This window comes from Streptomyces sp. NPDC030798, assembly GCF_055572275.1.
Genome location: NZ_JBVIDR010000001.1, coordinates 330,568 through 356,114 on the forward strand (window position 1 = coordinate 330,568; position 25,547 = coordinate 356,114).

The following is a 25,547-nucleotide window of genomic DNA, read 5'->3' on the forward strand; positions in this document are numbered from 1 at the left end:
CTCTGCCCTACTGCGCGTCCGTGACGGGCGTACGCTGCTCGCCGAGGTCGATGCGGCCGTCCGGGGTCGCGATCGTCGCCGTGATCACGTCGCCCGCGTGCAGGTAGTGCGGGTTCTTGGCCTGGCTCTTGAAGAACGCCTTCCACTTCACGGCGGACGGCAGCAGCGCGCCGATCTTCTCGACCGGCTTCGGCGGCGCCTTCAGCGCCGTACCGCCTGGGGTGCCGGTGAGCAGCAGGTCACCGGCGTCGAGGGTCTGGAAGCGGGCCAGCAGGGTGAGAGCCTGCGCGGGGCGGACGATCATGTCGGCGAGGGTGCGGTCCTGGCGCAGTTCGCCGTTGACGGACAGCTTCAGCCGCAGGTCGAGGAGGTGGGCGAAGTCCTCCGGCTCCAGCAGGGTGAGGTACGGCCCGGTCGGGGTGAAGGTCGGGTACGACTTGCTCTCGTAGAACTGCGTCTTGGTCAGCTGGACGTCCCGCGCGCTGACGTCGTTGGTGATCACCAGCCCGGCGACGTACGACGGCAGGTCCGGCTCGTCGACTCGGGTGCCGATGGGCAGTGGCGCCCCCATGACGAGACCGAGTTCGATCTCGTAGTCGAGGAACTTGACATGCGGGGGCCGGACGACGGCGTCGCCGGGGCCGCTGACCGAGCCGGACGCCTTGCGGAAGAAGGCGGGCGGGATGTCGCCGGTGAAGCCCGAATCACGGGCGTGACTGCGGTAGTTGACCATCTGCGCGACCACCCGGCAGGGGGTGGTGAGCGGCGAGAGGGCGGCCAGCTCGGCGACGGGCGTGCCGGGCTCGGCGAAGAGCGCGGCCTCTCGCACGGCGGCCCGGTCGGCGATCAGTTCGGCGGTGGTGACGGCCTTGGTGTCGACCGGGACGGCCCGGTCACCACGAACCGCCCACCACCCGTCGGAGGTGCGCAGGACGTTGGTGCTCATGTCAGTACTTTCGTGAGGGGGTTGCGGATTCAGGACTTGGCGGCCTTGAGCAGACCCAGCAGACGCGCCATGTCCATCTCGTTGTCACCGCGCAGGGCCTCGATGACGTGGCGGACCCGCTCCGGGGTGGGGCTCGCACCGAGGAAGTCACGCGTGGCCGGCGGGCCCCACTGGGCCAGCCCGGTGGTCGAGAAGGCGGCCCAGCCGGGCTCGGTGTCGCAGGAGAACAGGTCGCCGTCGGCGAAGTGCTCCAGCATGAAGTGGTCGGGATCGCGCCAGTAGTCGAAGATCTGGCTGCCCTGGATGTGCCGTCCGATGCCCCAACTGCGCCGGTAGCCGCGCTCCTTGAGGTATTCACCGCCGGCCGCGATCGAGTCCAGGTCGGTGACCTGGTAGGCGGAGTGGACATAGCCGGTGCCCGGCCCCAGGTGCATGGCCAGCGTGTGGTGGTCGGCCGGCACGCTGCCGAGGTCGCAGCGGATGAACGCCATGACCGGGCCGCGCTCGCGCTGCCCGTCCAGGAACAGGAAGTCGGACACGATCATGCCGAGGGTGTCCAGGTACCAGTCCAGCGCCCGCGCGAACACCCGCGTCTCCAGCACCAGATGCCCCAGCCGCTGGATCCGGGACGGCTCGCGCGGCGGGCGCTGCGAGGTGTTCGTACGACGGCGAGCGGTGCCGAAGTTGAGCAGCAGCGGCTGCTGCTCGGGCAGCGCAGAAAGCTGCTCGCCGCAGTGCACCACCCGTACCGGGAAGCCGGACGGGTCGAGCAGGCCGACCACCTTGCCGCCACCCGGCACGTCCGCGTCCCGCACCTCGGAGCCGGTGGTCCGCGCCAGCCGGTCCAGGTCGGCCCGCTCCGCCGCCCGGAACGCCGGGCCGATGAAGCGCGAGCTCCGCCCGCGCCGGATCACCATGCAGGGCGAGCCCGGGAAGGTGCCGCGCAGCCACAGCTCCCGCTCCGTGCGGGCGGCGATGCCGAACCCGAAGTCCCGGGCGAAGACCTCCGCCCGGTCCAGGTCGGGCTTCTCGAACTCCAGCCAGGCCAGGTCCGCCACCTTGATGACGGGATTGCGGGAGCGGCCGGGGTGCTCGCCGCGCAGGGCGCCCTGGTCGCTGTGCAGGTCCTGGTGGGCCGTCTTGACGTCGGTCCCGAGGAGGCGGTGTTCAGACATGGTGCCCTCCGAGCAGCATTGCCGTAATGACGAAATCATCAACTTTGACAGTCTCGTCGTCAAGACCTTCCCGAGGGTAAATGATGATTTCATCAGAGCTGCTGTCGTCATCGCCCTGCGGCTAGACTTTGCGCATGCCTACGTCAGCCCCGCCCAGCAACCGCTTCGAGCGGCGCCGCGCCGAGACCCGTCGCGCACTCATCGGCGCCGCCCGGCAGATCCTCGCCGAGACCGGCGACACCAGCGCCAGCATCCAGGCGATCGCCGAGCGCGCCGACGTCGGCTTCGGCTCCTTCTACAACCACTTCGAATCCAAGACGGAGCTGTTCGAGGCAGCCGTGGTGGACGCACTGGAGGAGTTCGGCCAGAACTTCGACGAGCGCCTCGCGGGGATCGACGACCCCGCAGAACTCGTCGCGGCCGGCTTCCGGCTCAGCGCCCGCATGGCCGACTCCCACCCCGAGCTGATGCAGGTCCTCCGCCGCCGCGGCATGGGCCACATCCACTCGGACAACGGCCTGACCCGGCGGGCACTGCGCGACCTCGAGGCCGGCCTCGCCTCTGCACGCTTCGCCCCTGTCGACCCGGTCGTCGCCCTGACCGCCCTGGGCGGAACCCTGCTGTCCCTGGTGGAGCTGAGATTCGCCCGCCCCGACCTGGACGGCGACGAGGCCGCGGTGAACCTCGCCGAGATGGTCCTGCGGATGCTGGGCGTGCCACAGGACGACGCCCACAGGGTCGCCCGGCGCCCCCTGCCCGACCCCACATCACCGGCCCCTCCCGCGCGGTGAGCGACGAGCTCGGCCGGAAGGTGGCCGAGCGGCCGACGAAGTCGGCGCCGATCGCGTCCCGCCGTGGGAGGACGGCACGGCACGCATGTCGGCGGCACGCGCGCCACGTGGTGGGGCGCACCCCACCGGCCCCGGGTACAGCAACCGCACCGGGTGTGGGCTGCCCCAGCCGTCTGCGTGGTGATCATCTGAGGTGCGCCGCTCGCCGAGGTCTGCAAGGTGCCGGAGTCGACGGACTCTGACCTACGCCGCGATCGGCCTGATCGTCGTGGCCGAACTCGGCGGACTGACCGTCGGGTCCCGTAGCTGGGGGCCCGCTCTTACAGGGAGGCGGGCCGCCAGGTCACCTGACCCGGCCCGCACCGGAGTGTCCCGCTGTGTCACCGTCGGCCCGGATCGCACCTCGGGCGCGGCTGCCCTCAGAGGTGCGCGGCGAAGTACCGGGCGATGCCCGCGATCCCCTCACTCACGGCTCGTTCGACGATGGGCGCCAGGACCTCGGCAAGGATCTCCTGGCTGTAGACCACGCGTGAGCCGTCCGCGTCAGTTGCTCGAATGACGCGGGCTGCTCCCCCACGGCTTTGCCGGATTGGGTGAACGACGACTTGTTCGTGCCCGACTGGTCCATCTCGTCAAGGGCCCGGTCCAGTTTCTCTGCGCCATCGCCGTGGGAACGCGGCATGTTCACCCGCCGCCGGCAGACGCCGCGACTTGGCGTTGGTTCGCACCGTGCCCGCCACCCGCCTCAGGCCGCGAGACCGTGACTTCGGGGCTTGCACTTGACACGCCCATCTTATCGGCAACAGTGTAACCATTATGAACACCTGGTCTGAGCCGCAGCCCGATTCCCGGTTCGTCGCGGTGGGTGGATTGCGGATCCACTACAAACGCGCCGGGCACGGACCGGCACTCGTTCTGCTGCACGGCAGCGCTTCGTCGCTTCAGCACTTCGACCGTGCGGCGGCGCTGCTGTCGGAGTCGTTCGACGTCATCCGCCCCGACCTGCCGGGGTTCGGCCTGACCGGCCCCCGCAAGGACCGCGACTACCGCATCCCGACCTACACGGCGGTGGTGGCGGCCTTCCTGGAGGCGCTGGAGGTGCCTCGCTACGCGGTGGCCGGCAACTCACTGGGCGGCAACATCGCCTGGAACCTCGCCCTGGACCATCCGGAGCGGCTGACCGGCCTGGTGCTGGTCAACGCCACGGGGTACCCGGAGAAGGAGATCCCGGCGGGCATGCGCCTGACCCGCAACCCGCTGCTACGGCCTGTGTTGCGGCGCGTGATGCCGCGCCGCGCCCTCGAGCGCAACCTGCGTTCGAGCGTCGGCCCGCACTCGACGATCGTGGACGATGCCATGGTCGACCGTGCCCACCAGCTCATGAACCGGCCCGGGAACCGCTCGGCCTTTGTCGACTTCTGCAACACCGACCAGCCCGACCGCAGCGCGCAGATCCCCGGCATCACGGCGCCCACGCTCGTCCTGCGCAGCGCGAGCATCGACGGCCAGCACTTCGGCCGCGACATCCCCGGCGCCGTGGAGATGGTGCACCCCCATGACGGTCACCTGCTGCCCGAAGAGGAACCGCAGTGGGTCGCGGACGCGATCGTGATGTTCCTCCGCTCCTCCACCGACACCCCCACGCACTGAGGTCAAGGAGACCCGATTCATGAAGTACTTCGTCGCCTCCGGCGAGGACCGACGGCTCACCACCGAATCGCGGAAAGCCCTGCGCGGCAGTTTCATCGAACTCTCCGACGGCCTCACGCACTACGAACTGACGGGCCCCGAGGACGGGGAGCTGGTCGTGATGGCGGGCGGCCTGACCATCCCGCTCTTCTACTGGGACGGCCTGGTCACCGAGCTGCACACCCGCGGGCTGCGCACTCTGACCTGCAGCGCGTACGGCCGCGGCTACTCGGACCGGGTGTGGGCGCGATACGACGAGGCCCTCTTCGCACGGCAGCTGGCCGAACTGACCGAACGCCTGGGTCTGACGACGAAGCCACTGCACATCGTCGGCACCTCCATGGGAGCCCTCGTCGCCATGACCTGCGTCGCCCAGTACCCATCATTGGTGTCCACCCTCACGATCGTCGGGCCCGCCGGCCTCGCGAAACCGCGACCGACTGCCCCTCACCGGCTACTGCGCAACGATCTGTTGGCCGGTGTCGTCGCCCGGATGAGCGGCCGCCGGATACTCCAGGGGCACCTCGGGCACAACGTCCGCGACCCCGAACTCGGCGCGAAACTGACCGACATGGTCCTCGAGGCCTTCCGCTTCGAGGGGTCACTGCATGCGGTCTTCGACACACTGCAGCACCTGCCGCTCTCCGGCCGTGACGACCTCTTCCGGCAGACGGGCGCACTGGGCATTCCCACACTGCTCCTGTGGGGCGACGAGGACAACGTCACGCCCCTGACCCACCTCACCGCAGCTCGTGCCCTCCTGAAGCCCCAGGAGCATCACGTGATTCCGGAATGCGGTCACATGGCCCCGTTCGAACGTCCGCGCCACGTCGCCGACCGGATCGTCCCGTTCGTGGCCGCACGCGCCGAAAGGCTCGACTCATGAACGTCCCGCAGGTCATCGACGTACTGGTCATCGGTGCGGGGCCTTCGGGATCTGCCCTGGCGATCGACCTCGTACGCCGGGGACTGGACGTACGGATCGTCGACAGGGCTCCCCATGCCTTCGACGGCTCCCGCGCCAAGGGCGTCCAGCCCCGCAGCCTCGAAGTCCTCGACGACCTCGGTGCCCTGCCCGACGTGCTGGCCGGCGGCAGCACGTACCCCAAGCTCGGGATCCATGCCGGCCCCCTGACCGTGCCGTGGAAGATGTTCACCCACAGGGAGGCGACTGCGAACGTCCCGTACCCGAACACCTGGTTGATCCCTCAGTTCCGCACGGACCGCGCACTGCACGCCCGGCTCAGCGAGCTCGGCCATGAGATCGAGTTCGGCAGGGAACTGACCCAACTGACGCAGGACGAGGACGCGGTGGTCGCAAAGGTGGCGGGCGCGGACGGCACGGAGGAGATCGTCGCCCGGTACGTCGTGGGCGCCGACGGTGGTTCCAGCGCGGTGCGCAAGCAGCTCGGCATCGGTTTCGTCGGTACCACGGACGAGAGCGACCGGATGCTCATCGTTGACGCCTCGGTGACCGGTCTGGCCCGCAACCGGTGGCACATGTGGCCCGGCCGGGGCGGCACGTTCATCGGCGCCTGCCCGCTCCCGCACAGCGACATGTTCCAGTGGATGATCCGTCTCACTCCGGACGAGGAACCGCCTGCTGAGAAGGACGACATCGTCCGGCGGATCCACCAGCACACCCGCAACCGGGGCATCCAGATGCACGACATCCACTGGACGTCGGTGTTCCGGCCCAACATCCGCCTGGCGGAGAGTTACGGCCGAGGGCGGGTCTTCCTCGCCGGTGACGCCGCGCACGTCCACACCCCTGCCGGCGCCCAGGGCCTGAACACCGGCCTGCAGGACGGCTACAACCTCGGCTGGAAGCTCGGCCAGGTCCTCGCCGGGGCGGACGCCACGCTGCTCGACACCTACGAGGCCGAGCGGCGGCCGATCGCCGCCGGGGTCCTGGGCCTGTCCACGGACAAGTGGGGTGGCATCGCCAAGCTCGACCCGTCGAGCATGAAGCGAGGCAAGGACGAGCAGCAGCTCGCCCTGACGTACTACGGCGGCCCGCTCGCCCCCGCCGACGGGATGCGCACCGGGACACTGCGTGCGGGCGACCGCGCGCCGGACGCCGAACTGCTCGGCGCCGACGGAACCGGGACCCGGCTGTTCGACGTCTTCCGCGGGCCGTACTTCACCGCCATCGCCTACGGACCGGGTGCCGCCCGGGACCTGGAAGTGCTCGCCTGGCCGACGGCCGGCGCTCAGCTGAAGCGGCTGACGGTCGGGACGACCGCCGCCGACGGTCTCGGCTTTCTCGACCCGATGAACACCCTGAAGCGCGCTTACGGCCTGACCGGCGACACCCTGCTGCTGATCCGTCCCGACGGCTATGTCGGGCACATCGCCACTCGGGACTTCCTCACCACCACACAATCCGCCGCGCGGGCAATGACGCCCTGAGCAGCAAGGAGCCGCACCATGTCCCATCAGCGCCACACCTGTTCCCGTGCGGGGGCCACCCCATGAGCCGCGTACTGCTGCGCGGGGCGCAGGTCGTCACGATGGCGCCGGGCCGTCCCGACGCCGAGCATGCCGACATCCTCGTCGACGGCGACCGTATCGCCGCCGTCGGCGAGAACATCGAGGCATCCGACGCCGAAGTCGTCGACTTCTCCGGCCGCATCGTCATCCCCGGCCTCGTCAACGCCCACTTGCACACCTGGCAGACTGCGTTGCGCTCCGTGGGTGCCGACTGGACTCTGATGGAGTACCTCACCCACCTCCACGGCGCGTGCGCCGGCCACTACACCCCGGCCGACATGCACATCAGCAATCTGGTCGGCGCACTGAACCAGCTCAACTGCGGTACGACCACCCTCGGCGACTGGTGTCACAACGCCCTCTCGCCCGAACACGCCGACGCCGCCGTCGAGGGCTTGGCCCACGCCGGGATCCGCGCCGTCTTCCTGCACGGCACGGCCTACCGGTCGCCGGACACCCCCCACCCCGTCACCGAGATCGACCGGTTGCTCGACGGCCCCGTCCGCGACAGCGCCCTCCTCTCCCTGGGCATGGCACTGCAGGGGCCGCAGTACTCCTCGCCCGACACCGCGTTGGCCGATTTCCGAGCCGGCGCGGAACGCGGCCTCGTCGTCTCGATGCACCAAAGCGGCGGAGAACCCTCCCCCGGCTGGGGAGCCGTGCGCGCCGCCGGACTGTTCAGCCCCCTGACCAACATCGTGCACGGGATCGACCTGCCCGAGGACTGGATCAAGATGCTCGTCGCGGCAGGCGTCACCTTCACCAGCACCCCGGAGAACGAACTGGGCCAAGGACACGGCACACCCATCACCGGGTCACTGCTACGCCTGGACGCGGCGCCCTCCCTGGGTACCGACATCGACATCGCCGTACCCGGCGAGCTCCTCACGGCCGCCCGCATCGCCCTGGCCCACCAGCGCAGCCTGGACCACGCCCAGCACCGACAGACCACAGGCATGCACGCCAACACCGCTTCGGTCACGGCCAAGCAGGCACTGGCCTGGGCCACGGTGGAAGGGGCGAAGGCCCTGGGCCTCGCCGACCGGGTTGGCCGGATCGAGGTGGGCATGCAGGCCGACCTGGTCGCCGTCGACGCCCGGGCCCTCAACCTGTGGCCGGCACACGATCCGGTCGCCACGGCGCTGCACGCCGACATCGCCAACATCGAAGCCGTGATGGTCGCCGGCACCTGGCGCAAACGCGATCACGCCCTGCTCATGTCGCGACTCGATGAGGTCAAGGACCAGCTCCGCGAGTCCGGAGAGCGGCTGTTGCGCAGCATCGGGACCGCAGGCAACGACGGCTGACACCCGCGGCAGCCTTCGAGCAGGAACCAAGCGCCGACAGGCACGGCACGCCGTACTCCTCGGCGCGACGGTCCCCTCCCGGCCCTCTGGACGAGGGGGGCATCGAGAACCTGAGCATGCGCAGGGTCGGCAGTCGCCTCAGGCCTCGTCTCGCAGGTGGGCAAGCCCGCTGAGAAGAAGCTCGAGACCGAAGGAGAACTCGTCCTCGATCGGCACGGGCAACACCCCGGCAACGGTGGCGGTGGCCGGGAACAGGTCCGGATCCACGCTCTGAAAGACGGCCGCCGGCTGTGCATCGTCGGGCTGTCCTGCGCCGCCGTGCCCGTTGACCTGTACGGCGAACCCGAGGACATAGCGGGCCAGGGTCGCGAACGCGTACGCGGCGACTTGCGGCGGGAAGCCGCAGTCGAGCAACACCGCGACGCAGCGCTCCCGCAGTGCCATGGCGTTGGGTCCCAGGGGAATCTGCTCGACCAGCAGGCGCGCCGCGTTCCGGTGCCGGGCCAAGGCGTCGAACATGGTGTGCGCGACCGTCCGCAGCGCCCGCTCCCAGCCCAGAGCGGTGAGTTCGTCGCCGTTCAGCTCCACGCCGCCGAACATGCGGTCCACGACATGGGCGACCAGCGCTGCCCGGTTGTCGAAGTGCCGGTACAGCGTCGCCGTGCCCGAGCCCAGCCGTTGAGCCAGCGTCCGCATCGAGAGGGCCTCCGAGCCCTCCTCGTCCACGATCTGCAGTGCTGTGGCGACGATGCGCTCCAACGGCACCGGCGGCCGCCCCGGAGAACGCCGAGCCGCTGCCGAGTCCGCTCGCGCAGGCACAGGGTCCACCATGGAACGTTCCACCTCCTTGGTCAGCACCATAACAGTAACGCCGTAGCCGATATAGAGGTCGCGGCACGTGGTGGAGAAATGCGCTACACGGGCAGCTGTCGCCTCGACTGCCGTGGACAGGACGCTGACGTTCAGGTGGCCTTCGCAACGCCACGGCCGAATTTCCGCCTGTACAGATCTTGACACCTACTCACCGAGCGGCAAAGAATTCCCGCTGCAAACACAGGAATGAAACGATTCAAAAACGTGGCGTCGCCGCCGCGTCCCCTCCTCCCCGGTGTCCAGGACGCCCCCACCCCCCTCACCGCACCTCGACAGTAGGAGCCCGCATGTCCTCTGTAACGCGCCGGTCCGTCCTGCGCTCGGCCATAGCCGTGGCACTCGCGCCCACCCTCGGCTCGGTGCTGCTGCCGGACCTCACTCCCCCGGCCTCGGCCGCCGTCTCCTGGACCGCGAAGTGGATCTGGGCTCCGTCCAGTTCGACGAACCAGTGGGTGGCGTTCCGCAGATCGTTCACCCTGGGTTCCGCGCCGTCCAAGGCGGTGACGCAGATCGCGGCGGACTCCAAGTACTGGCTGTGGGTCAACGGCACGCTCGTCGTCTTCGACGGACAGCTCAAGCGCGGCCCCGACCGCACCGGCACCTACTACGACGAGATCGACCTCGCCCCGTACCTCACGAGCGGTCGCAACACGGTGGCGCTGCTGGTGTGGTACTTCGGCAAGCAGGGCTTCTCACACAGCAGCAGCGGCAAGGGCGGTCTGCTCTTCCAGTCCGACATCACCACTGGTTCCACCACCACCCGGCTGGTCAGCGACACCAGTTGGAAGCACATCGTCCACCCGGGCTACTCCAACAACACCAGCGGCACCCAGGTCAACTTCCGTCTGCCCGAGTCGAACGTCTCCTACGACGCCCGCAACGCCACCGCCATGACCGCCTGGGAGTCGGCCGGTTTCGACGACAGCGCCTGGAATGCCCCCACCGACTTCGGAGCCGCTGGAGCCGCGCCCTGGAACGATCTCGTCCGTCGGCCGGTCCCTCAGTTCCGGTACTCGGGCCTGAAGTCCTACGGCAACGCGTCGTCGCTGCCGACCACGGGACAGGGCGCCACCGCCATCACGGCCACCTTGCCGTCGAACCTCCAGGTCACGCCCTATCTGAAGGTGGACTCTCCGGCCGGCGCGGTGATCGGCATGCAGACCGACCACTACGCCGACGGCGATGGCCTGACCGGCCTCACGCCCGGGGCGGAGAACAACGTTCGCGCCACCTACGTCTGCACGGGCGGGGTCCAGGATTTCGAGGCGCTGGCCTGGATGAGCGGCACGGCGGTGAAGTACACGATCCCCGCGGGCGTCACCATCCTGGACCTGAAGTACCGGGAATCCGGTTACGACACCGACTTCGCCGGATCGTTCAGCAGCAGTGAGGCGTTCTTCGACACCCTGTGGGGCAAGGCCGCGCGCACGATGTACGTCAACATGCGCGACAACTACATGGACTGCCCCACCCGCGAGCGCGCCCAGTGGTGGGGCGACGTGGTCAACCAGCTCAAAGAAGGCTTCTACACCTTCGACACCCGCTCCCATGCCCTCGGCGCCAAGGCGATCGCCCAGCTGACCGCCTGGCAGAAGCCCGGCGGCGTGCTCTACTCCCCCATCCCCTCCACCATCTGGACCGCTGAGCTGCCCGTCCAGATGCTCGCCTCGGTATGGGCCTTCGGCACGTACCACCTCTACACGGGCAACTCCGACGCCGTCGCCGGCACCTACCCCGCGGTGAAGGCGTACCTGAACCTGTGGAGCCTGGACTCGGCCGGGCTGGTCAGCCACCGCGCCGGGGACTGGGACTGGGAGGACTGGGGCAGCAACATCGACGCCCGTGTCCTGGACAACTGCTGGTACTACCTGGCCCTCGACACGGCGATCACTCTCGCCGGCCTCAGCGGCAACAGCAGCGACGTCGCCGCCTGGCAGGCCAAGCGCGACAGCATCAAGGCCAACTTCGACCGCGTTCTGTGGGACACGTCCAGGAACGAGTACCGCTCACCCGGTTACACCGGCGACACCGACGACCGCGCCAACGGCCTCGCTGTCGTCGCCGGCCTCGCGCCTGCCTCCCGCTACCGGGCGATCACCGAGGTGCTGCGCACTCACCTCAACGCCAGCCCCTACATGGAGTTCTACGTCCTGGAAGCTCTTTACCTCATGGGAGCGGCCACTGTCGCCGAGGAGCGGATGCGCAACCGCTACGCCGCCCAGGTCGCCGACCCCACCTGCTACACCCTGTGGGAGATCTGGGACAAGTCGGGTGGTACCGACAACCATGCCTGGAACGGCGGCCCCCTGTACACCATGTCCGCCTACGCCGCCGGGGTCCGTCCCACCAAGCCCGGCTGGGAGACTTACGACGTCATCCCGCAGACCGGCACCCTCACGAAAATCAACACGGTCACGCCGACCGTCAAGGGTGACATCCGCTTCGGCATCACGCGCGACGGCGACCAGGTCACTCTGACCCTGACCTCCCCGACTGCAACGAGCGCGCGGGTGGGTGTTCCGACGTACCGCGGCTCATCCCCGGTCATCATGGCCAACGGAACCACCGTCTTCACGGGGGGCTCCGCCACCGGCAGCGTCTCGGGCCTCAGCTATGCGAGCAAGGACTCCTCGTACGTCTACTTCACCCTCCAGCCGGGCAGCTGGACGTTCACGGTCACGGGCGCCGGCCGCCTGGACAACCTCGCCCTCGGCCGGCCGGTCTCCAGCAACAGCAGCCTGGAGAACAGCGACTGGGGCCGCAGCCGGCTCACCGACGGCAAGCTCACCAGCGCGGCCGGTGCCAAGGGGTACACCAGCAACGACTTCCCCTCTCCCGACGTCAGCGCGAGCCCCGTCTGGGTGGAGATCGACCTCGGTGCCGACACCGACCTCGACGCCGTACGACTCTTTCCCCGCACCGACACCCCGGCGGTCGGCGGCGGGACAGCGGGCTTCCCCGTCGACTTCACCATCCAGACCCGCCCCGACGGGTCGAACACCTACACCACCGTCCGCACCATCACCGCCGAGCCCAACCCGGGCGGGCTGGTGCAGACGTACGGCTTCACCACCACGACCGCCCGCTACGTCCGTCTGCAAGCCACCAAGCTCGGTGCCCCTCCCGTCGACGAGACCACCAAGTACCGCCTCCAGCTCGCCGAACTGACCGTTCCCACCGCCGCGACCACCGTCACCGCCAACTACACGCTGGAGAACGGTGACTGGGGAAAGACACGCGTCCTCGACGGCAAGCTCACCAGCGTGACCGGCGCCAAGGGCTTCACCAGCATCGACTTCCCCTCCGCCGACGTCAGCGCCACCCCCGTATGGATCGAGATCGACCTCGGCGCCGACCGGGCCATCGGCTCCGTCACTCTTCACCCCCGCACGGACACCGGCGCGGCGGGCGGCGGCACAGCGGGCTTCCCCGTCGACTTCACCATCCAGACCCGCCCCGACGGGTCGAACACCTACGCCACCGCCCGCACCATCACCGCCGAGCCGAACCCGGGCGGAGCCGCTCAGACGTACACCCTCACGTCCGCCGTCGGCCGCTACGTACGCCTGAAGGTCTCGAAGCTCGGCAAGCCCGCCTCGGACGAGACCACCAGGTACCGTCTCCAGCTCGCCGAGATCCGCATCAAGTAGCAGGCCATCCGAACACGGGCGGCGGTCTCCGCCGCCCACCACAGATGGTCACTCACCGTAGCGCGCTCTGCCCTGCAACAGGTGCTGCGCCGCCGCCCCACCCTGACAGACTCCGTAAAGTCAAAGTCGGGGCAGCTCAACACAGACGCCGATACAGCCGGGAATCAGTGCCGATCTTCTCAACGGCCCCTGCCCTTCAGTTCCCTCGTGCCAGAGAGCATCATTGCGGTCGCTGATCGACTACACCGGCACGAGCGGCAGGACTCGGCGGGTAACGTCCAGGAGGACCTGGCAGCGTTCCGCATGTGCGGTGCGTTCTCGGCAGGGCGACGCACCCCTGCCAGCCGGGCCGCCCTGCTGCTGGACAGTGAACCGATCTGGGCCGCTCGACCGCGAATCCCGAGCCCTGACTAGGTCTCCAAGGGCGACCGGGTGGTGTGCGGCACTCCCAGCTTGGCAGCGGAACCGCCTTCGACCCCGCCCTCGGCCACGTCCGCCTGATCGACGGCCTCGTCCCGGCCGATGGCGAGCGGCGGTCACCAAGACCTCTTACAACGTCTTTACCACGCCCAACTTGCAACAGCTGCTGACCGAGCGCGGCATCCGCGAGGTCGTCGTATTCGGCATCCGCACCGAGCAGTGCTGCGAGACGAGCTCGCCCGGCGGTATCCCCGGGCGAGCGTTGTACGGGACGTGCTGTACGTGGTTGACGATCGCGTGGTGACCTCGGGGGCATCGCCATCTGCGATGTACAGAAAACTTGACATCATGTCGCGGCTGTTTGACACTGCCCGTGTCAAGCTTTCTTTACATCGGGAGCGGCAGTGGCATTCGAAGAGAAACGTGCCTGGATCATGGTCCTGGTCACGGTCGCGTCATACGCGGCGTACCTGGGCATCGTCCTGCGGCGGCACGAAGGAGCGGCGCCGCTGGCGCAGACGTCCTATGCGTCCCCGCTGCTGTGGACCGTCGGTGCGGCGATCGTCACGCAGATCGCGCTGAACATCACGGTGGCGATCGTGTCTCCCGAGGGCGCCAACACCAAGGACCAGCGCGACCGGGAGATCCACCGCTTCGGCATGTACATCGGGCAGTCGTTCATCGTGATCGGCGGCGTGGCCGGACTCGTCCTCGCGATGGTCCGCGCCGATCAGTTCTGGATCGCCAACGCCGTCTACCTGGCGTTCGTCCTGTCGGCGATCCTGTCATCCACGGCGAAGATCGTCGCCTACCGGCTGGGCTTCCACCCGTGGTGAGGCCGACCAGGGTCACCAACACGATCCGGGCGCTGCGCTTCGCCCACGGCGAGATGACCCAGGCCGAACTCGCCCGCCGCATCGGCGTGACCCGCCAGACCGTCATCGCCATCGAACAGGGCCGCTACTCGCCCACTCTGGAGATGGCCTTCCAGATCGCCCGAGTGTTCGGCGTCCCACTCGAAGAGGCTTTCCAGTACCCCGGAACCGACGAAACCGGCGAAACCGAGGGAGAGAGCAAGTGAAGGCCATCGTCCAAGACGCTTACGGACCGCCCGAGGACCTGCGTGTCGAAGAGATCGCACAGCCGGATCCCGGTAGCGGCGAGGTGCTCATCCAGGTCCGGGCGGCATCCGTGGACCCGGGCGTCTGGCACCTCACCACGGGCCAGCCGTATCTGCTGCGCGCCCTCGGTTTCGGGCTGCGGGCGCCCAAGGCACGCGTCCGGGGCATGGATGTCGCCGGACGGGTCAAAGCCGTCGGCCCGGACGTCACCCGCTTCCAGCCGGGCGACGAGGTGTACGGCACCTGCGACGGATCGTTCGCCGAGTACGCCTGCGCCAAGCAGGACAGGCTCGCCCGCAAGCCCGGCAACGTCGGCTTCGAGCAGGCGGCCGTCGTCCCGGTTTCCGGCTGCACAGCCCTCCAGGCGCTGCGCGATGTGGGGCGACTGCGGTCCGGGCAGAGTGTCCTCGTCATCGGCGCCGGGGGCGGCGTGGGCACCTTCGCGGTGCAACTGGCCAAGGCCCTCGGGGCCGGCCATGTCACCGGTGTCTGCAGCGACGCCACAGCAGAGCTGGTCCGCTCCCTCGGCGCCGACGAGGTGATCGACTACTCGCGTCAGGACCTCACCGACGGCACCCGCCGCTACGATCTCGTTCTCGACATCGCCGGCAACCGCCCCCTGGCCCGGCTGCGCCGCGTCCTCAGCCCCGGCGGGACGCTGGTCCTGGTCGGCGGTGAGGACGGCGGGAAGTGGTTCGGCGGCATGGGCCGGCTCCTGCGAGCCCTGCTGCTGTCTCCGCTCACCGGCCAGCGCCTCCGCGGCCTCTTCTCCACTCAGAGCCACGACGACCTGCGGCTCCTCGCGGAGCTCATCGAGGCGGGCGCGATGACCCCCGTCATCGACCGGACCTACCCGCTGGCTAACGTCCCCGAGGCCATCGGCTATCTGAGGAGTGGCCGTGCACGCGGGAAAATAGCCGTCAGCGTCTGACAGGAGTCCGGCGCAAACCGCGTGCCCGGCACGAGCGCCTGGCATCCCGCGTCGCGACGTTGCCATCAGGGACTTTGCTGCTCATCTCAGTCGGCCGCGCGGCCCCACGCCACCGGCTCCTTCAGTACCGCCATGCCTCCGAGAGGGAACGACATGCCAGTGTTGCGACAGGCCCGCGTCTCCGACCACGGCACGATCGTCGCATGTGTACAGCAGTGGTGGGGGGATTCGCGTGCCCCCGCGCAGGCCCGCGAGCTATCACTGCTGCTGCCCAAGCTGTTCTTGCAGTTCTTCTCAGGCACCAGCCTGGTCCTGGAGAACGAAGCCGGCGTCAGGGCGTTCCTCATTGGTTTCCACTCCGCCGACAACGACGAAGAGGCGTACATCCACTTCGTGGGAGTGGATCCCAAGCTTCGTGGGCAGGGGGTTGCCCGGCGTCTGTACACCACCTTCTTCCAGCATGCTGCCGACGTCGGCCGCACAGAGGTGCGTGCGATCACCTCGCCGGGAAACAAGGGATCCATCGCCTTTCACCGCGCTATGGGATTCACCCTGGAAAGCGGCGACCGAGAGGTCGATGGTCTGCCCGTACACAGTGACTACGACGGTCCTGGGCAGGACCGGGTGTGCTTTCACAAAAAGTTGGCCCTCTGATCCACGATCACCACTTCCGCACGAGGCAACGACATATAGATACGTATGGATAGGGGCCTGCTGATGAGACTCCCCACGACGGCGCACACGTCCCGCCCCTGGCGGATTCACGAGATCGCCGGTGACTTCCGCGTCGAGGACGTCTGGGCGCTGCCGACACCGGGCGGTCCCCACGACTTCCCGCACCTGGTCCGCCAGATCGCGAACGGGCCGAGAGACGGGGCCACCGCATCCTCCCCCTCCCTCGTGTACCGCCTGCTCTTCGAGGTTCGCTGGAAGCTCGGGAGGGTGTTCGGCTGGGACAAAGCCGACTCCGGCATCGGCACCCGGGTGCCGACGCTGCGCGACCGGTTGCCGGCGGACCTCCGCGAGGGTCCGCGGGGGCCCGATGTCCGTTCGGATCCGTTCACCTCCCTCTACCAACTGCACGACGAGTGGGCGGCCGAGACGGCGAACCGGACCGTGCACGCCGTTTTGCACATCGGCTGGGTCCCGGACGAGGCCGGTGGCCACCGCGGCCAGATGGCCATCCTGGTGAAGCCGAACGGGCTGTTCGGCAGCGCATACATGGCCGCTATCAAGCCCTTCCGGTACATGTTGGTGTATCCGGCGCTGCTTCGAGCAATGGGACGCACATGGCAGGCGAGTGCCGAAGAAAGACGCGCAAAACGTGCGTGAACAGAGCAACTCGGACAGCGCTCTTCACGGCCTCATTGCCGCCGTCACCGAGGCCCCCGCAGCGCCTCCATGGTGTTCGCACGCACTCCCACGCCCAGAACTATGGTGTCCCACCACATACGCCTCTGACCTGCACCTTCCTACGGTGTGGCGACACGCAAACGTCCCCGTCGAACGTCAGGAAGTGGTGCCGATGTCCTCCCCCGCGACCGCTCCACCAGCCCCGTCCAGCCTCCCCCGCATCGTCGCCGCCAGCCTCATCGGCACCACCATCGAGTGGTACGACTTCTTTCTCTACGGCTCTGCCGCCGCGCTGGTGTTCAACAAGCTGTTCTTTCCGGGCTCCGATCCTCTCGTCGGGACGCTGCTGTCGTTCCTGACGTATGCCGTCGGGTTCGCGGCCCGGCCGATCGGGGCGCTGGTGTTCGGGCACTACGGTGACCGGCTGGGGCGCAAGAAGCTGCTGGTGCTGAGTCTGGTGATGATGGGCGGGGCGACCTTCGCGATCGGCCTGCTGCCCACGCACGCGACCGTCGGGAGCGCCGCGCCGGTGCTGCTGACCACGCTGCGTCTGATCCAGGGGTTCGCGCTCGGCGGCGAGTGGGGCGGCGCCGTTCTGCTGGTGTCCGAGCACGGGGACGCGGGGCGGCGTGGCTTCTGGGCCGCGTGGCCGCAGACGGGGGCGCCGGCCGGGCAGTTGCTGGCGACCGGTGTGCTGTCGCTGCTCACCGCCGTGCTCTCGGACGACGCCTTCGGTTCCTGGGGCTGGCGCATTCCGTTCCTGCTCTCCGGTCTGCTGGTGATCGTCGGTCTGTGGATTCGTCTCTCTGTCGATGAATCACCTGTCTTCAAGGAGGCACTGGAGCGGGCCGAGTCCCGGCGGGCCGGTGAGGCGGAGAAGCTTCCGGTCGTGGCCGTGCTGCGGCACCACTGGCGGGACGTGCTCGTCGCCATGGGCGCCCGCATGGCCGAGAACATCAGCTACTACGTCATCACCGCCTTCATCCTGGTGTACGCCACCACGTCGGCCGGTGTGTCGAAGCAGACCGCTCTGAACGCCGTCCTCATCGGCTCGGCCGTGCACTTCGCGGTGATCCCCGCCTGGGGCGCACTGTCCGACCGGGTGGGGCGCCGGCCGGTGTACCTGTTCGGGGCGGCCGGCGTGGGGCTGTGGATGTTCCCGTTCTTCTCGCTCGTCGACACCGGCTCCTTCGGGAACCTGGTGGCGGCCGTGACCGTCGGGCTCGTGCTGCACGGTGCCATGTACGCGCCGCAGGCGGCCTTCTTCGCCGAGATGTTCGCCACCCGGATGCGGTACTCCGGTGCGTCCATCGGCGCCCAGTTCGCCTCGGTGGCGGCCGGCGCGCCCGCGCCGCTCATCGCCACCGCGCTGCTCTCCGACTACGGCAGCTCCACGCCGATCGCCCTCTACGTGATCGCGGCCGCCGTCCTGACGCTGGTCGCCGTGGCGGTGGCCCGGGAGACACGGCACCGGGATCTCGCGGAGGTGGCGGCGGGCGACGGCGAACGCGACTCGGCGAGTGCGGCGGCCGAGGCCCGCACGGTGTGACCTGCGAGAGCACTCGATGACTGCCGACCGGCTCCCCGCGGGGCCGGTCAGCGGCGTTCCGGGGCCGCCAACCGGTGCAGGCGCAGAGCGAGTTGGATCTCCAGGGCACGGGCCGGGGTCTGCCAGTCCTCGCCGAGGAGGCGGCCCACCCGCTCCAGCCGCTGGGCGACCGTGTTCACGTGCACGTGGAGCGCGTCCTTGGTACGGGCCGGGCTCGCCCCGGACGCGAAGTAGGCCTCCAGGGTCTGCAGCAGGTCCGTGCCGCGGCGCCGGTCGTAGGCCACGACGGGGCCGAGGGTGCGCTCGACGAAGCCGCCGATGTCCCGTTCGCCGGCGAGGAGCAGGCCGAGGAAACCGAAGTCCTCGGCTGCCGCGCCCTCTCCGTCCCGGCCCAGCAGGTGCAGCGTCTCCAGGCAGCGGCGGCCCTCGGTGTAGGCGGCGGCCACGGCGTCGGGGCGGGCCGCGAGGTCGGTGACGGGGGCGGAGGCGCCGACGGTGACGGGCTGATGGACGGCCGTGCCGAGGTGCCGGGCGGTGCGGCGGGCCATGTCCGTGGCGGTGTCGCGGGCGGTGAGCGGGAGCAGCAGGACCGTGCCGCCGTCACGGGCTGCGGCCAGGCCGTGCCGGGTGGCGGCGAGGTGGGAGGCGGCGGACCACAGGCGCCGGCGGGCTGCGGCCTCCTCGTCGGCGTCGGCCGCGGGGCCGTCGAGGCGGGCGGCGAGGACGACATGGGTGGCGTCCAGGTCGGCGTGCAGGCGGGCGGCGCGCTCGCGCAGCAGGCGCGGGTCCCGGTCGCGGGCGTCCAGGAGGTCGTCCAGCAGTTCGCCGCGCACGCGCTGTTCCGCCTCGGCCGCCGAGCGGCGGGCCAGCAGGAGCAGCGAGGTGACCATGGCCGCGCGCTCCAGGGTGCGCTGGTCGACGGGGTCGAGGCCGGGATGGCCGCGCAGCACCAGCGCGCCGAGGAGTTCACCGCCCGCGGCCACCGCCGCGATCCAGTCGCTGCCGTGCCGTACGGCGTGCCCCTCGGCGCGGGAGGCCTCCAGCGCCTCGGCGGGTGCCGTGGCGGCCTCGGTGAACTCGACCGTGCCGTCGAGGACTTCGGAGACGGCCGCGGCCACGTCGTGGACCCCGCCGCCGCGCAGGACGAGTTCGGCGAGCCGGTCGTGCACGTCCGAGGCGCGCTCGATGACGGCGCTGCGGTCCCGGATGATCTCGTTGGCCTGCTCCAGGCCGGCCAGGGCCGAGCGGGTCTCGGTGAGCAGGTTGGCGGTGTCGATGGCGGTGGCGGCGAGGGCGGCGAAGGAGCCGAGCAGGGCGATCTGCTCGCGTTCGAACACGCGGGCGCGCCGGTCCGCGGCGAAGAGGACCCCGATGACGTGCGGGCCGAGCATGAGCGGTACGCCGAGGATGGCGACCAGGCCCTCGTCGCGCACTCCGGCGTCGATGGTGAGGGTGTGCTGGAAGCGGGCGTCCTTGAAGTAGTCGTCGGTGACGTACGGCCGCGCGGTCTGGGCGACCAGGCCGCCGAGCCCCTCGCCCATGCCGAGGCGCAGCTGCTGGAAGCGGGCGGAGACGGACCCCTCGGTCACGCGCATGTAGGTGTCGCCGCGGTCGGGGTCGTTGAGGCTGAGGTAGGCGATGTCCGTGCCGAGCAGAGAGCGGGCGCGCTGCACGATGGCCTGCAGCACCGCGTCGACGTCCCGGAGGCCGGCCAGGTCGTGGGCGGTCTCGAAGAGCGCGGACAGCTCCGCCTCGCGCCGCCGGCGTCCTTCCAGTTCCGCGCGCACGCGCAGGGCGAGGAGCTTGGCGTTCTCCAGCGCCGCGATCCGCTCGGCGGGCTGTCCCTCGGCGCGGGCGAGCAGCACCGGCTGCTCGTACGCCTCGGCGGACGCGTCGCGGGCCAGCAGTTCGAGGTACGGGGCCCCCGCACCGGCGCCGGGCTCGTCGGGGGCGCCCCCTGCCGTGGGGCGCTCGGCCGGCTGGACGTGATCGCGAGACATGGTCACAGGATTCCGTATCGGCCACCCGGCCCGTCAGGCCTGTGGAAAACTCCCGGGCCCGGCACGGCGGGCCCGCCCGGTGGGCCGTCGGGCCCGGTCAGTGGGCCGTCCAGCCGCCGTCGAGCACGAGCGAGGTGCCGGTGACGAAGGACGCCTGGGGGCTGCACAGGTAGGCCACCGCCTCGGCGACCTCCTCGGGTTCGATGAGCCGCTGGACGGCGCTGTCCTTGAGCAGGATCTCGGACAGGACGCGCTCCTCGGGGATGCCGTGCGCCGCGGCCTGGTCGGCGATCTGCTTCTCGACCAGCGGGGTGCGCACATAGGCCGGGTTCACACAGTTGGAGGTCACACCGTGGGCGGCGCCCTCCAGGGCGGCCGTCTTGGAGAGGCCTTCGAGACCGTGTTTGGCGGCCACATAGGCGGACTTGAACGCCGAGGCGCGCAGCCCATGGACCGAGGACACATTGACGATCCGGCCCCAGCCCTGCGTGTACATATGGGGCAGGGCGCCCCGGATGAGCCGGAACGGGGCCTCGAGCATCACGGTCAGCACGGTGTGGAAGACGTCGGGCGGGAACTCCTCGAGAGGCCGCACCAGTTGAAGTCCGGCGTTGTTGACCAGGACGTCGGTGCCCGTGGCGGCGCGCTCGGCGGCGTCGAGATCGGTGAGGTCCAGGGCGTGGGGTACGACGGTGCCCGCGAGGTCTCCGGCCCGCCGGGCGTCTTCCGCGAGTTCGTCCAGGCCCGCCGCGTCCCGGTCGACGGCTCTCACCTCGGCCCCGGCAGCGGCGAGCCGCAGCGCGCAGGCGCGGCCGATGCCGCCGGCGGCGCCGGTGACCAGGGCGGTACGGCCGCCCAGGTCGAGGGCGGACGGCTGGGCTGGGCGGTGGGACCCGGGCAGGGGGCTGGACGAGGTCATGGGCCGACCCTAAGCGGAACCCGGCCGTCACCACATGTGGTGCTCACCCATACTTCAGCCAACACTCATGGGGTCGAACCATGTGGGTGCCTCGGACATGGCCTGCTTGATCCGGAACAGTCCGAACTCGTTCAGGTCGGGCAGGGCGTCGACCGGGAACCAGCCCACCTCGAGCGACTCGTCGTCGTTGACCCGGGCCTCGCCGCCCACGGCCCGGCAGCGGAAGGTGATGTCCATGTACTGGCAGATGTCCCCGTTGCCGTACGTGACCGGTTCCAGGGCCTGTACGAGGACGACCCGCTCGGCGACACAGCGCACCGCCGTCTCCTCGAAGACCTCCCGCACGGCGCAGACCGCGGGCTGCTCACCCGGCTCCGGGATGCCGCCGATCACCGACCACCTGCGGGTGTCGGACCGCCGACCGAGGAGCACTCTGTCCTCGTCGTCGAAGACGATCGCGGTAACCCCGGGGAGCCACAGCAACTGCTGGCCGGCGGAGGCGCGGAGCGTGCGGATGAAGTCAGGAGTAGCCATGGACCGACCCTAACGGGCCGGTCCTAGGCCTGCTTGCGCGTTCGGGGGGCGTACGGCGGCCGTACGGCTACGCGCCACCGGCTCGCCGGCCGCGGATCCCGGACCCGACCGCCCAGCCGACGCCGCCCGCGGCGACGACCAGCAGGGCGATCTCCGGGAGGATGCCCAGCCGGGTGGCGGGCGTCTCGGAGGTGCGCAGGGGGATCTTCTGGACGAGGTAGGCGGGCACGAACATGCCGGTCTTCTGGGTGATCTTCCCGTCCGGCATGATGAACGCGCTGACGCCGCTGGTCACCGGCACGGTCACGGTCCGGCTGTGCTCGACGGCGCGGATGCGGGACATGGCGAGCTGCTGGTAGGTCATCTCGCTGCGGTCGAAGGTGGCGTTGTTGCTCGGTACGGAGATCATCTCCGCACCGTGGGTGACGGTGTCCCGCACGGCCCAGTCGAAGGCCGCCTCGTAGCAGGTGGCGAGGCCGACCCTGGCGCCGTCGATGGCGAAGACGCCCGGCTTGCTGCCCCGGCTGAAGTCCTGGCGGACCATGCTGGTCCAGTTCTTGTTCACGGCGCCGACGAGGCCGCGCAGCGGGAGGTACTCGCCGAACGGCTGGATCTGCCGCTTGTCGTAGGTCTGCGTCGGGCCCTTGACCGGGTCCCACAGGATCTGCTCGTTGAGCAGCTTGCCGCCCCTTTCGACGACCCCGCCGACCGATATGGGCACGCCGACCGCCTTGGCGGCGCCGTCGATGACGGCGGCGGCGTCGGGGTTGGTGAAGGGGTCGATGTCGGAGGAGTTCTCCGGCCACAGCACGTAGTCGGGCTTGGGGGCCTTGCCGGCCTTGATGTCGGCGGCGAGCTTGAGCGTCTCGCGCGCGTGGTGGTCGAGCACGGCGCGCCGCTGGGCGCTGAACTCCAGGCCGGCGCGCGGCACGTTGCCCTGGATGACCGCGACGGTGCGGGTGCCGGCCTCGGCCTTGTCGCTGACCAGAGGCCGGGCGGCGACCGCGCCGGCCACGGGGACGGCCACGCTCAGCAGCGCGGCGGCCGCCGCCGCGCGGCGGACCGTACGGCCGCGTCGGCGCTCGGCGATCAGCCGCCCCGCCTCGTACAGGCCGAAGCCGCACAGGACGACCGCGAAGCCGAGCACCGGTGTGCCGCCCACCGCGGCTAGCGGCAGGAAGACGCCGTCCGCCTGCCCGAAGGCGATCTTGCCCCAGGGGAAGCCGCGGAACGGCACGCGCGCGCGTACGGCTTCACCGGCGATCCAGACGGCCGCCGCCCACACGGGCCAGGCCGGCAGCTTGGACACGGCGGCCGTGCCGACGCCGACCAGGGCGACGAAGACGGCCTCGATGGCGACCAGCGCGAGCCAGGGGCCGGGGCCGACCTCCACCCCTGTCCACACCAGCAGCGGGAGCAGGAAGCCGAGCCCGAAGAGGTAGCCGAGGCCCAGGGCCGCCTTCCAGCTGCGGCCGCGCAGCACCCAGGCGAAGCCGGCGAAGGCGGGCAGGGCCAGCCACCACAGGGTGCGCGGCGGGAAGCTGACGTAGAGCAGCAGGCCGCAGAGCGCGGAGGCGGCGGCCGGGACCAGGCGCAGCAAGCGGTTGCCGCGCGCGGTCGGCGCGGAGGGCCGGAGCCGGCCGGACTGGTCCACGGAGGTTGCGGTGACGGTCACCCGGGGAGTGTACGGCGGCCCGCCTCGCTGCCGACAGCGCGGCCCAGCAGGGCCCGGCCGGGGTGGGGCTCGGCCGGAACCGCGACGTTTCTGCGCAACTCATCCACAAAGCGGGCATCAGCCGTTACGGTGATGCCCCAGCCTCAGCGGTGCGGCCGGTGCCGGCGCGTGCGGCGGGGTCTGCCACAGGTCGGGGGACCGGGGTGCGAGGGGCGACGGGTGGGGACGACCGGAACGAGGTCCGTGGCCGGTGCCGGCGGTGCGGGCGGCGCGGACAGGGCGAGCGGCAGGCGAAACGTTTCTGACGGGGCGGGCATGATCCTGCTCGGAGGATGCGCCGCATGGTCGCTGATCACGGCGGCGGCTCATGACGGGCGGCCCGAGGGCGTGCTGCTCGCGGTGCTCGCCGTGGCGGCCGGCTGTGCGGCGGGCCGCATCTCCGGCGCGCTGCTTCCCGTGGCCGCGCCGTGCGCGGGGGCGGTCACCGGGGTCGTGCTGGCCGTGGCCTCGCCCGACCTCTCCCCCGGCCCGCTCTCCGCCGCCCCGCTCGGGCCCGCCGGTGCCACCGCCGCACTGCTGGCGCTGGCCACCGGAGCGGCGTGCTGCGCCGCCTGGGCCGCGCGCGGGCCGGGGCTTCGGCTCGGTCTGCGGCTGCTCGCCGCCGGGATCGTGCTGACCGGGGCCGCCGTGGGCTCGGCCACGGGCTGCGCGGCCGGCGCCGCCGTGCTGCTGTGCTCCCTCGCCGCCGGTGCGATGCCCCACCGGGGCCTCGGGATCGCGGGCCTGGCCCTCGCGGCGGCCCTGGTCGCGGGGGCGGTCTGGGCGCTGGCCGCGGGCGCCCTGCCCTACGGCCCGACCGAGGCGCTGGAGGGCCGGTTCACCCCGCACCGGGTCCAGCTGTGGCAGGAGGCGCTGCGGCTGGCCCGCCAGGACAGCGGCCTCGGTGTCGGCCCCGGCCGCTTCGGGGAGCTGAGCGCCACGGCGTCGCGTACGGTACCGTCCGACGGCACTCCCCACTCGGCCCTGCTCCAGCAAGCGGCCGAACAGGGCCTCGTCGGCGTCCTCCTGCTGGCCGCCGCGTACGGCTGGTCCCTGCACGCCCTGTGGCGCAGCCCGCGCTCCACCCCCGTCGCTCTGACGGTGGGCGCGGCCCTCACCGCCCTGGCCGCCATCGCCTCGACCGGCAACGCACTCAGCTTCACCACGGTCACCGCGGGCGCGGGCCTGCTGGCGGGCTGGGCCACGGCACGGCCGTGGACGGGGGACGGCCCGGAGGCATAAGCGGCATTGCGGCCTCCCCGCGACGTCCGCACCCGGCCACCGCGGCGACTGAGGACGGGGACTGCTGGGCGGACCGGCACGGCGCAAGCGTGGACGGGGAAGTCGAGCGGCACCCCAACGCACCCGCGGCCCGACCTGCGCCCCGGCGCGCCTGTCGGCGAGCGGGGCACGGCACCCCGCGCGCAGGCGCGGCCGGCGAGTCGGCTCGCCCGCCTAGTGAGCCGAGCCCGGTGTGATCGTCCGAAGGCGGGACCTGATGACGCGGACCGCCGACTCCGCGTTGTCCACCGTGATCGTGAAGGTGTGGCCGTCCCACAGGCTCAGCACGACGCCCTCGCCGCGACGGACGACGACCGCGGTGCCCTTCTCGGGGCGCCAGCGATAGCCCCAGCCGCCCCAGTGTCGCGGGGTGACATGGGCGGTGAAGTCGGCGCCGACGACGTCGGTGAGCGGGATCCGGCGGCGCGGCAGGCCGATGTGGCCGCAGCGCACCTCCAGGCACTCCTTGTCGAGCTTGAGGTCGACGTGCACGAAGGCGAGCGTGCCGAAGAGGACCAGCAGGCCGGCCGCGATGCAGCCCACGACGGACATCAGCAGCGGGGCGACGCCGGAGGTCCACGCCGAGTCCACGGCCAGCTCGATGCCGAGGGCCATGCAGGCCGCGCCCACCAGCGCCAGCAGCCACTGCACCCGGTTGGTCGCGCGCCCGACCCAGACGTCGGGGTGCGGGGCGTCCTCGGCGTGACGGTGGTCCCTCATGAGTACGAGGTTACTCAGGTTTCGCTGCGCGGGTACCCGCACGCGGAGGGTGACCGCCCCGGAAGAACCCTTGCGGGCGCA

The 25,547-nt window shown here is 70.6% G+C and carries 22 protein-coding genes; 14 read left to right on the forward strand and 8 right to left on the reverse strand.

Annotation, left to right across the window (positions count from 1 at the left end; translation table 11 throughout):
• Positions 1 to 7: 7 nt before the first annotated feature.
• A complete protein-coding gene (locus tag ACZ404_RS01510; RefSeq protein ID WP_468435235.1) occupies positions 8 to 946 on the reverse strand; it encodes a fumarylacetoacetate hydrolase family protein in 939 nt (312 codons plus the stop codon).
• Positions 947 to 975: 29 nt separating this feature from the next.
• Positions 976 to 2,121, reverse strand: a complete 1,146-nt coding sequence (locus ACZ404_RS01515) for a VOC family protein (protein WP_468435236.1) — start codon at positions 2,119 to 2,121, stop codon at positions 976 to 978.
• A 134-nt stretch (positions 2,122 to 2,255) separates the two neighbouring features.
• On the opposite strand from ACZ404_RS01515, the gene ACZ404_RS01520 reads away from it, so the two are divergent.
• The 5 genes from ACZ404_RS01520 (at position 2,256) to ACZ404_RS01540 (ending at position 8,401) form a co-directional block, all read left to right on the forward strand.
• Complete coding sequence (locus tag ACZ404_RS01520) at positions 2,256 to 2,912, forward strand: TetR/AcrR family transcriptional regulator (protein WP_468435237.1); 657 nt, start codon at positions 2,256 to 2,258, stop codon at positions 2,910 to 2,912.
• 816 nt (positions 2,913 to 3,728) lie between these two features.
• Positions 3,729 to 4,562 (forward strand): alpha/beta fold hydrolase, encoded by an 834-nt coding sequence (locus ACZ404_RS01525; protein WP_468435238.1) that lies wholly within the window; start codon positions 3,729 to 3,731, stop codon positions 4,560 to 4,562.
• 19 nt (positions 4,563 to 4,581) lie between these two features.
• On the forward strand, positions 4,582 to 5,487 hold the full coding sequence (locus tag ACZ404_RS01530) for an alpha/beta fold hydrolase (protein ID WP_468435239.1): 906 nt from the start codon (positions 4,582 to 4,584) through the stop codon (positions 5,485 to 5,487).
• A complete protein-coding gene (locus ACZ404_RS01535) occupies positions 5,484 to 7,013 on the forward strand; it encodes an FAD-dependent oxidoreductase (protein WP_468435240.1) in 1,530 nt (509 codons plus the stop codon). The genes ACZ404_RS01530 and ACZ404_RS01535 overlap by 4 nt, the downstream gene beginning before the upstream one ends.
• A 62-nt stretch (positions 7,014 to 7,075) precedes the next feature.
• Positions 7,076 to 8,401: an amidohydrolase family protein gene (locus tag ACZ404_RS01540; protein WP_468435241.1), complete on the forward strand. Its 1,326-nt coding sequence runs from the start codon at positions 7,076 to 7,078 to the stop codon at positions 8,399 to 8,401.
• Between the two features lie 138 nt (positions 8,402 to 8,539).
• Here ACZ404_RS01540 and ACZ404_RS01545 read toward each other — a convergent pair whose 3' ends face one another.
• Positions 8,540 to 9,166 (reverse strand): TetR/AcrR family transcriptional regulator, encoded by a 627-nt coding sequence (locus tag ACZ404_RS01545; RefSeq protein ID WP_468435824.1) that lies wholly within the window; start codon positions 9,164 to 9,166, stop codon positions 8,540 to 8,542.
• Between the two features lie 395 nt (positions 9,167 to 9,561).
• On the opposite strand from ACZ404_RS01545, the gene ACZ404_RS01550 reads away from it, so the two are divergent.
• The 8 genes from ACZ404_RS01550 (at position 9,562) to ACZ404_RS01585 (ending at position 18,298) form a co-directional block, all read left to right on the forward strand.
• Positions 9,562 to 12,924, forward strand: a complete 3,363-nt coding sequence (locus tag ACZ404_RS01550) for an alpha-L-rhamnosidase-related protein (RefSeq protein ID WP_468435242.1) — start codon at positions 9,562 to 9,564, stop codon at positions 12,922 to 12,924.
• A gap of 367 nt (positions 12,925 to 13,291) precedes the next feature.
• A complete protein-coding gene (locus tag ACZ404_RS01555) occupies positions 13,292 to 13,648 on the forward strand; it encodes a cysteine hydrolase family protein (RefSeq protein WP_468435243.1) in 357 nt (118 codons plus the stop codon).
• 100 nt (positions 13,649 to 13,748) lie between these two features.
• Positions 13,749 to 14,180, forward strand: coding sequence for a hypothetical protein (locus ACZ404_RS01560; RefSeq protein WP_468435244.1), 432 nt, complete (start codon positions 13,749 to 13,751; stop codon positions 14,178 to 14,180).
• On the forward strand, positions 14,174 to 14,425 hold the full coding sequence (locus ACZ404_RS01565) for a helix-turn-helix transcriptional regulator (protein ID WP_468435245.1): 252 nt from the start codon (positions 14,174 to 14,176) through the stop codon (positions 14,423 to 14,425). The genes ACZ404_RS01560 and ACZ404_RS01565 overlap by 7 nt, the downstream gene beginning before the upstream one ends.
• A complete protein-coding gene (locus tag ACZ404_RS01570) occupies positions 14,422 to 15,396 on the forward strand; it encodes an NAD(P)-dependent alcohol dehydrogenase (RefSeq protein ID WP_468435246.1) in 975 nt (324 codons plus the stop codon). The genes ACZ404_RS01565 and ACZ404_RS01570 overlap by 4 nt, the downstream gene beginning before the upstream one ends.
• Before the next feature lie 153 nt (positions 15,397 to 15,549).
• Positions 15,550 to 16,050: a GNAT family N-acetyltransferase gene (locus tag ACZ404_RS01575; protein ID WP_468435247.1), complete on the forward strand. Its 501-nt coding sequence runs from the start codon at positions 15,550 to 15,552 to the stop codon at positions 16,048 to 16,050.
• 63 nt (positions 16,051 to 16,113) lie between these two features.
• Positions 16,114 to 16,728 (forward strand): DUF2867 domain-containing protein, encoded by a 615-nt coding sequence (locus ACZ404_RS01580; protein ID WP_468435248.1) that lies wholly within the window; start codon positions 16,114 to 16,116, stop codon positions 16,726 to 16,728.
• A gap of 193 nt (positions 16,729 to 16,921) precedes the next feature.
• Entirely contained in the window at positions 16,922 to 18,298 is a 1,377-nt protein-coding gene (locus ACZ404_RS01585; RefSeq protein ID WP_468435249.1) for an MFS transporter, read from the forward strand.
• 47 nt (positions 18,299 to 18,345) lie between these two features.
• On the opposite strand, the gene ACZ404_RS01590 is transcribed toward ACZ404_RS01585, so the two are convergent.
• The 4 genes from ACZ404_RS01590 to lnt form a co-directional block, all read right to left on the reverse strand.
• Positions 18,346 to 20,298, reverse strand: a complete 1,953-nt coding sequence (locus ACZ404_RS01590) for a helix-turn-helix domain-containing protein (protein ID WP_468435250.1) — start codon at positions 20,296 to 20,298, stop codon at positions 18,346 to 18,348.
• Between the two features lie 97 nt (positions 20,299 to 20,395).
• Positions 20,396 to 21,217, reverse strand: a complete 822-nt coding sequence (locus tag ACZ404_RS01595) for a 3-hydroxybutyrate dehydrogenase (RefSeq protein ID WP_468435251.1) — start codon at positions 21,215 to 21,217, stop codon at positions 20,396 to 20,398.
• Between the two features lie 54 nt (positions 21,218 to 21,271).
• A complete protein-coding gene (locus tag ACZ404_RS01600) occupies positions 21,272 to 21,751 on the reverse strand; it encodes an NUDIX hydrolase (RefSeq protein ID WP_468435252.1) in 480 nt (159 codons plus the stop codon).
• 67 nt (positions 21,752 to 21,818) lie between these two features.
• Positions 21,819 to 23,426 (reverse strand): apolipoprotein N-acyltransferase, encoded by a 1,608-nt coding sequence (gene lnt / locus ACZ404_RS01605; RefSeq protein ID WP_468435253.1) that lies wholly within the window; start codon positions 23,424 to 23,426, stop codon positions 21,819 to 21,821.
• 315 nt (positions 23,427 to 23,741) lie between these two features.
• Between lnt and ACZ404_RS01610 the strand changes: the two genes are divergently transcribed.
• On the forward strand, positions 23,742 to 24,707 hold the full coding sequence (locus ACZ404_RS01610; protein WP_468435254.1) for an O-antigen ligase family protein: 966 nt from the start codon (positions 23,742 to 23,744) through the stop codon (positions 24,705 to 24,707).
• Between the two features lie 213 nt (positions 24,708 to 24,920).
• Here ACZ404_RS01610 and ACZ404_RS01615 read toward each other — a convergent pair whose 3' ends face one another.
• Entirely contained in the window at positions 24,921 to 25,466 is a 546-nt protein-coding gene (locus ACZ404_RS01615) for a hypothetical protein (RefSeq protein WP_468435255.1), read from the reverse strand.
• Positions 25,467 to 25,547: the final 81 nt, after the last annotated feature.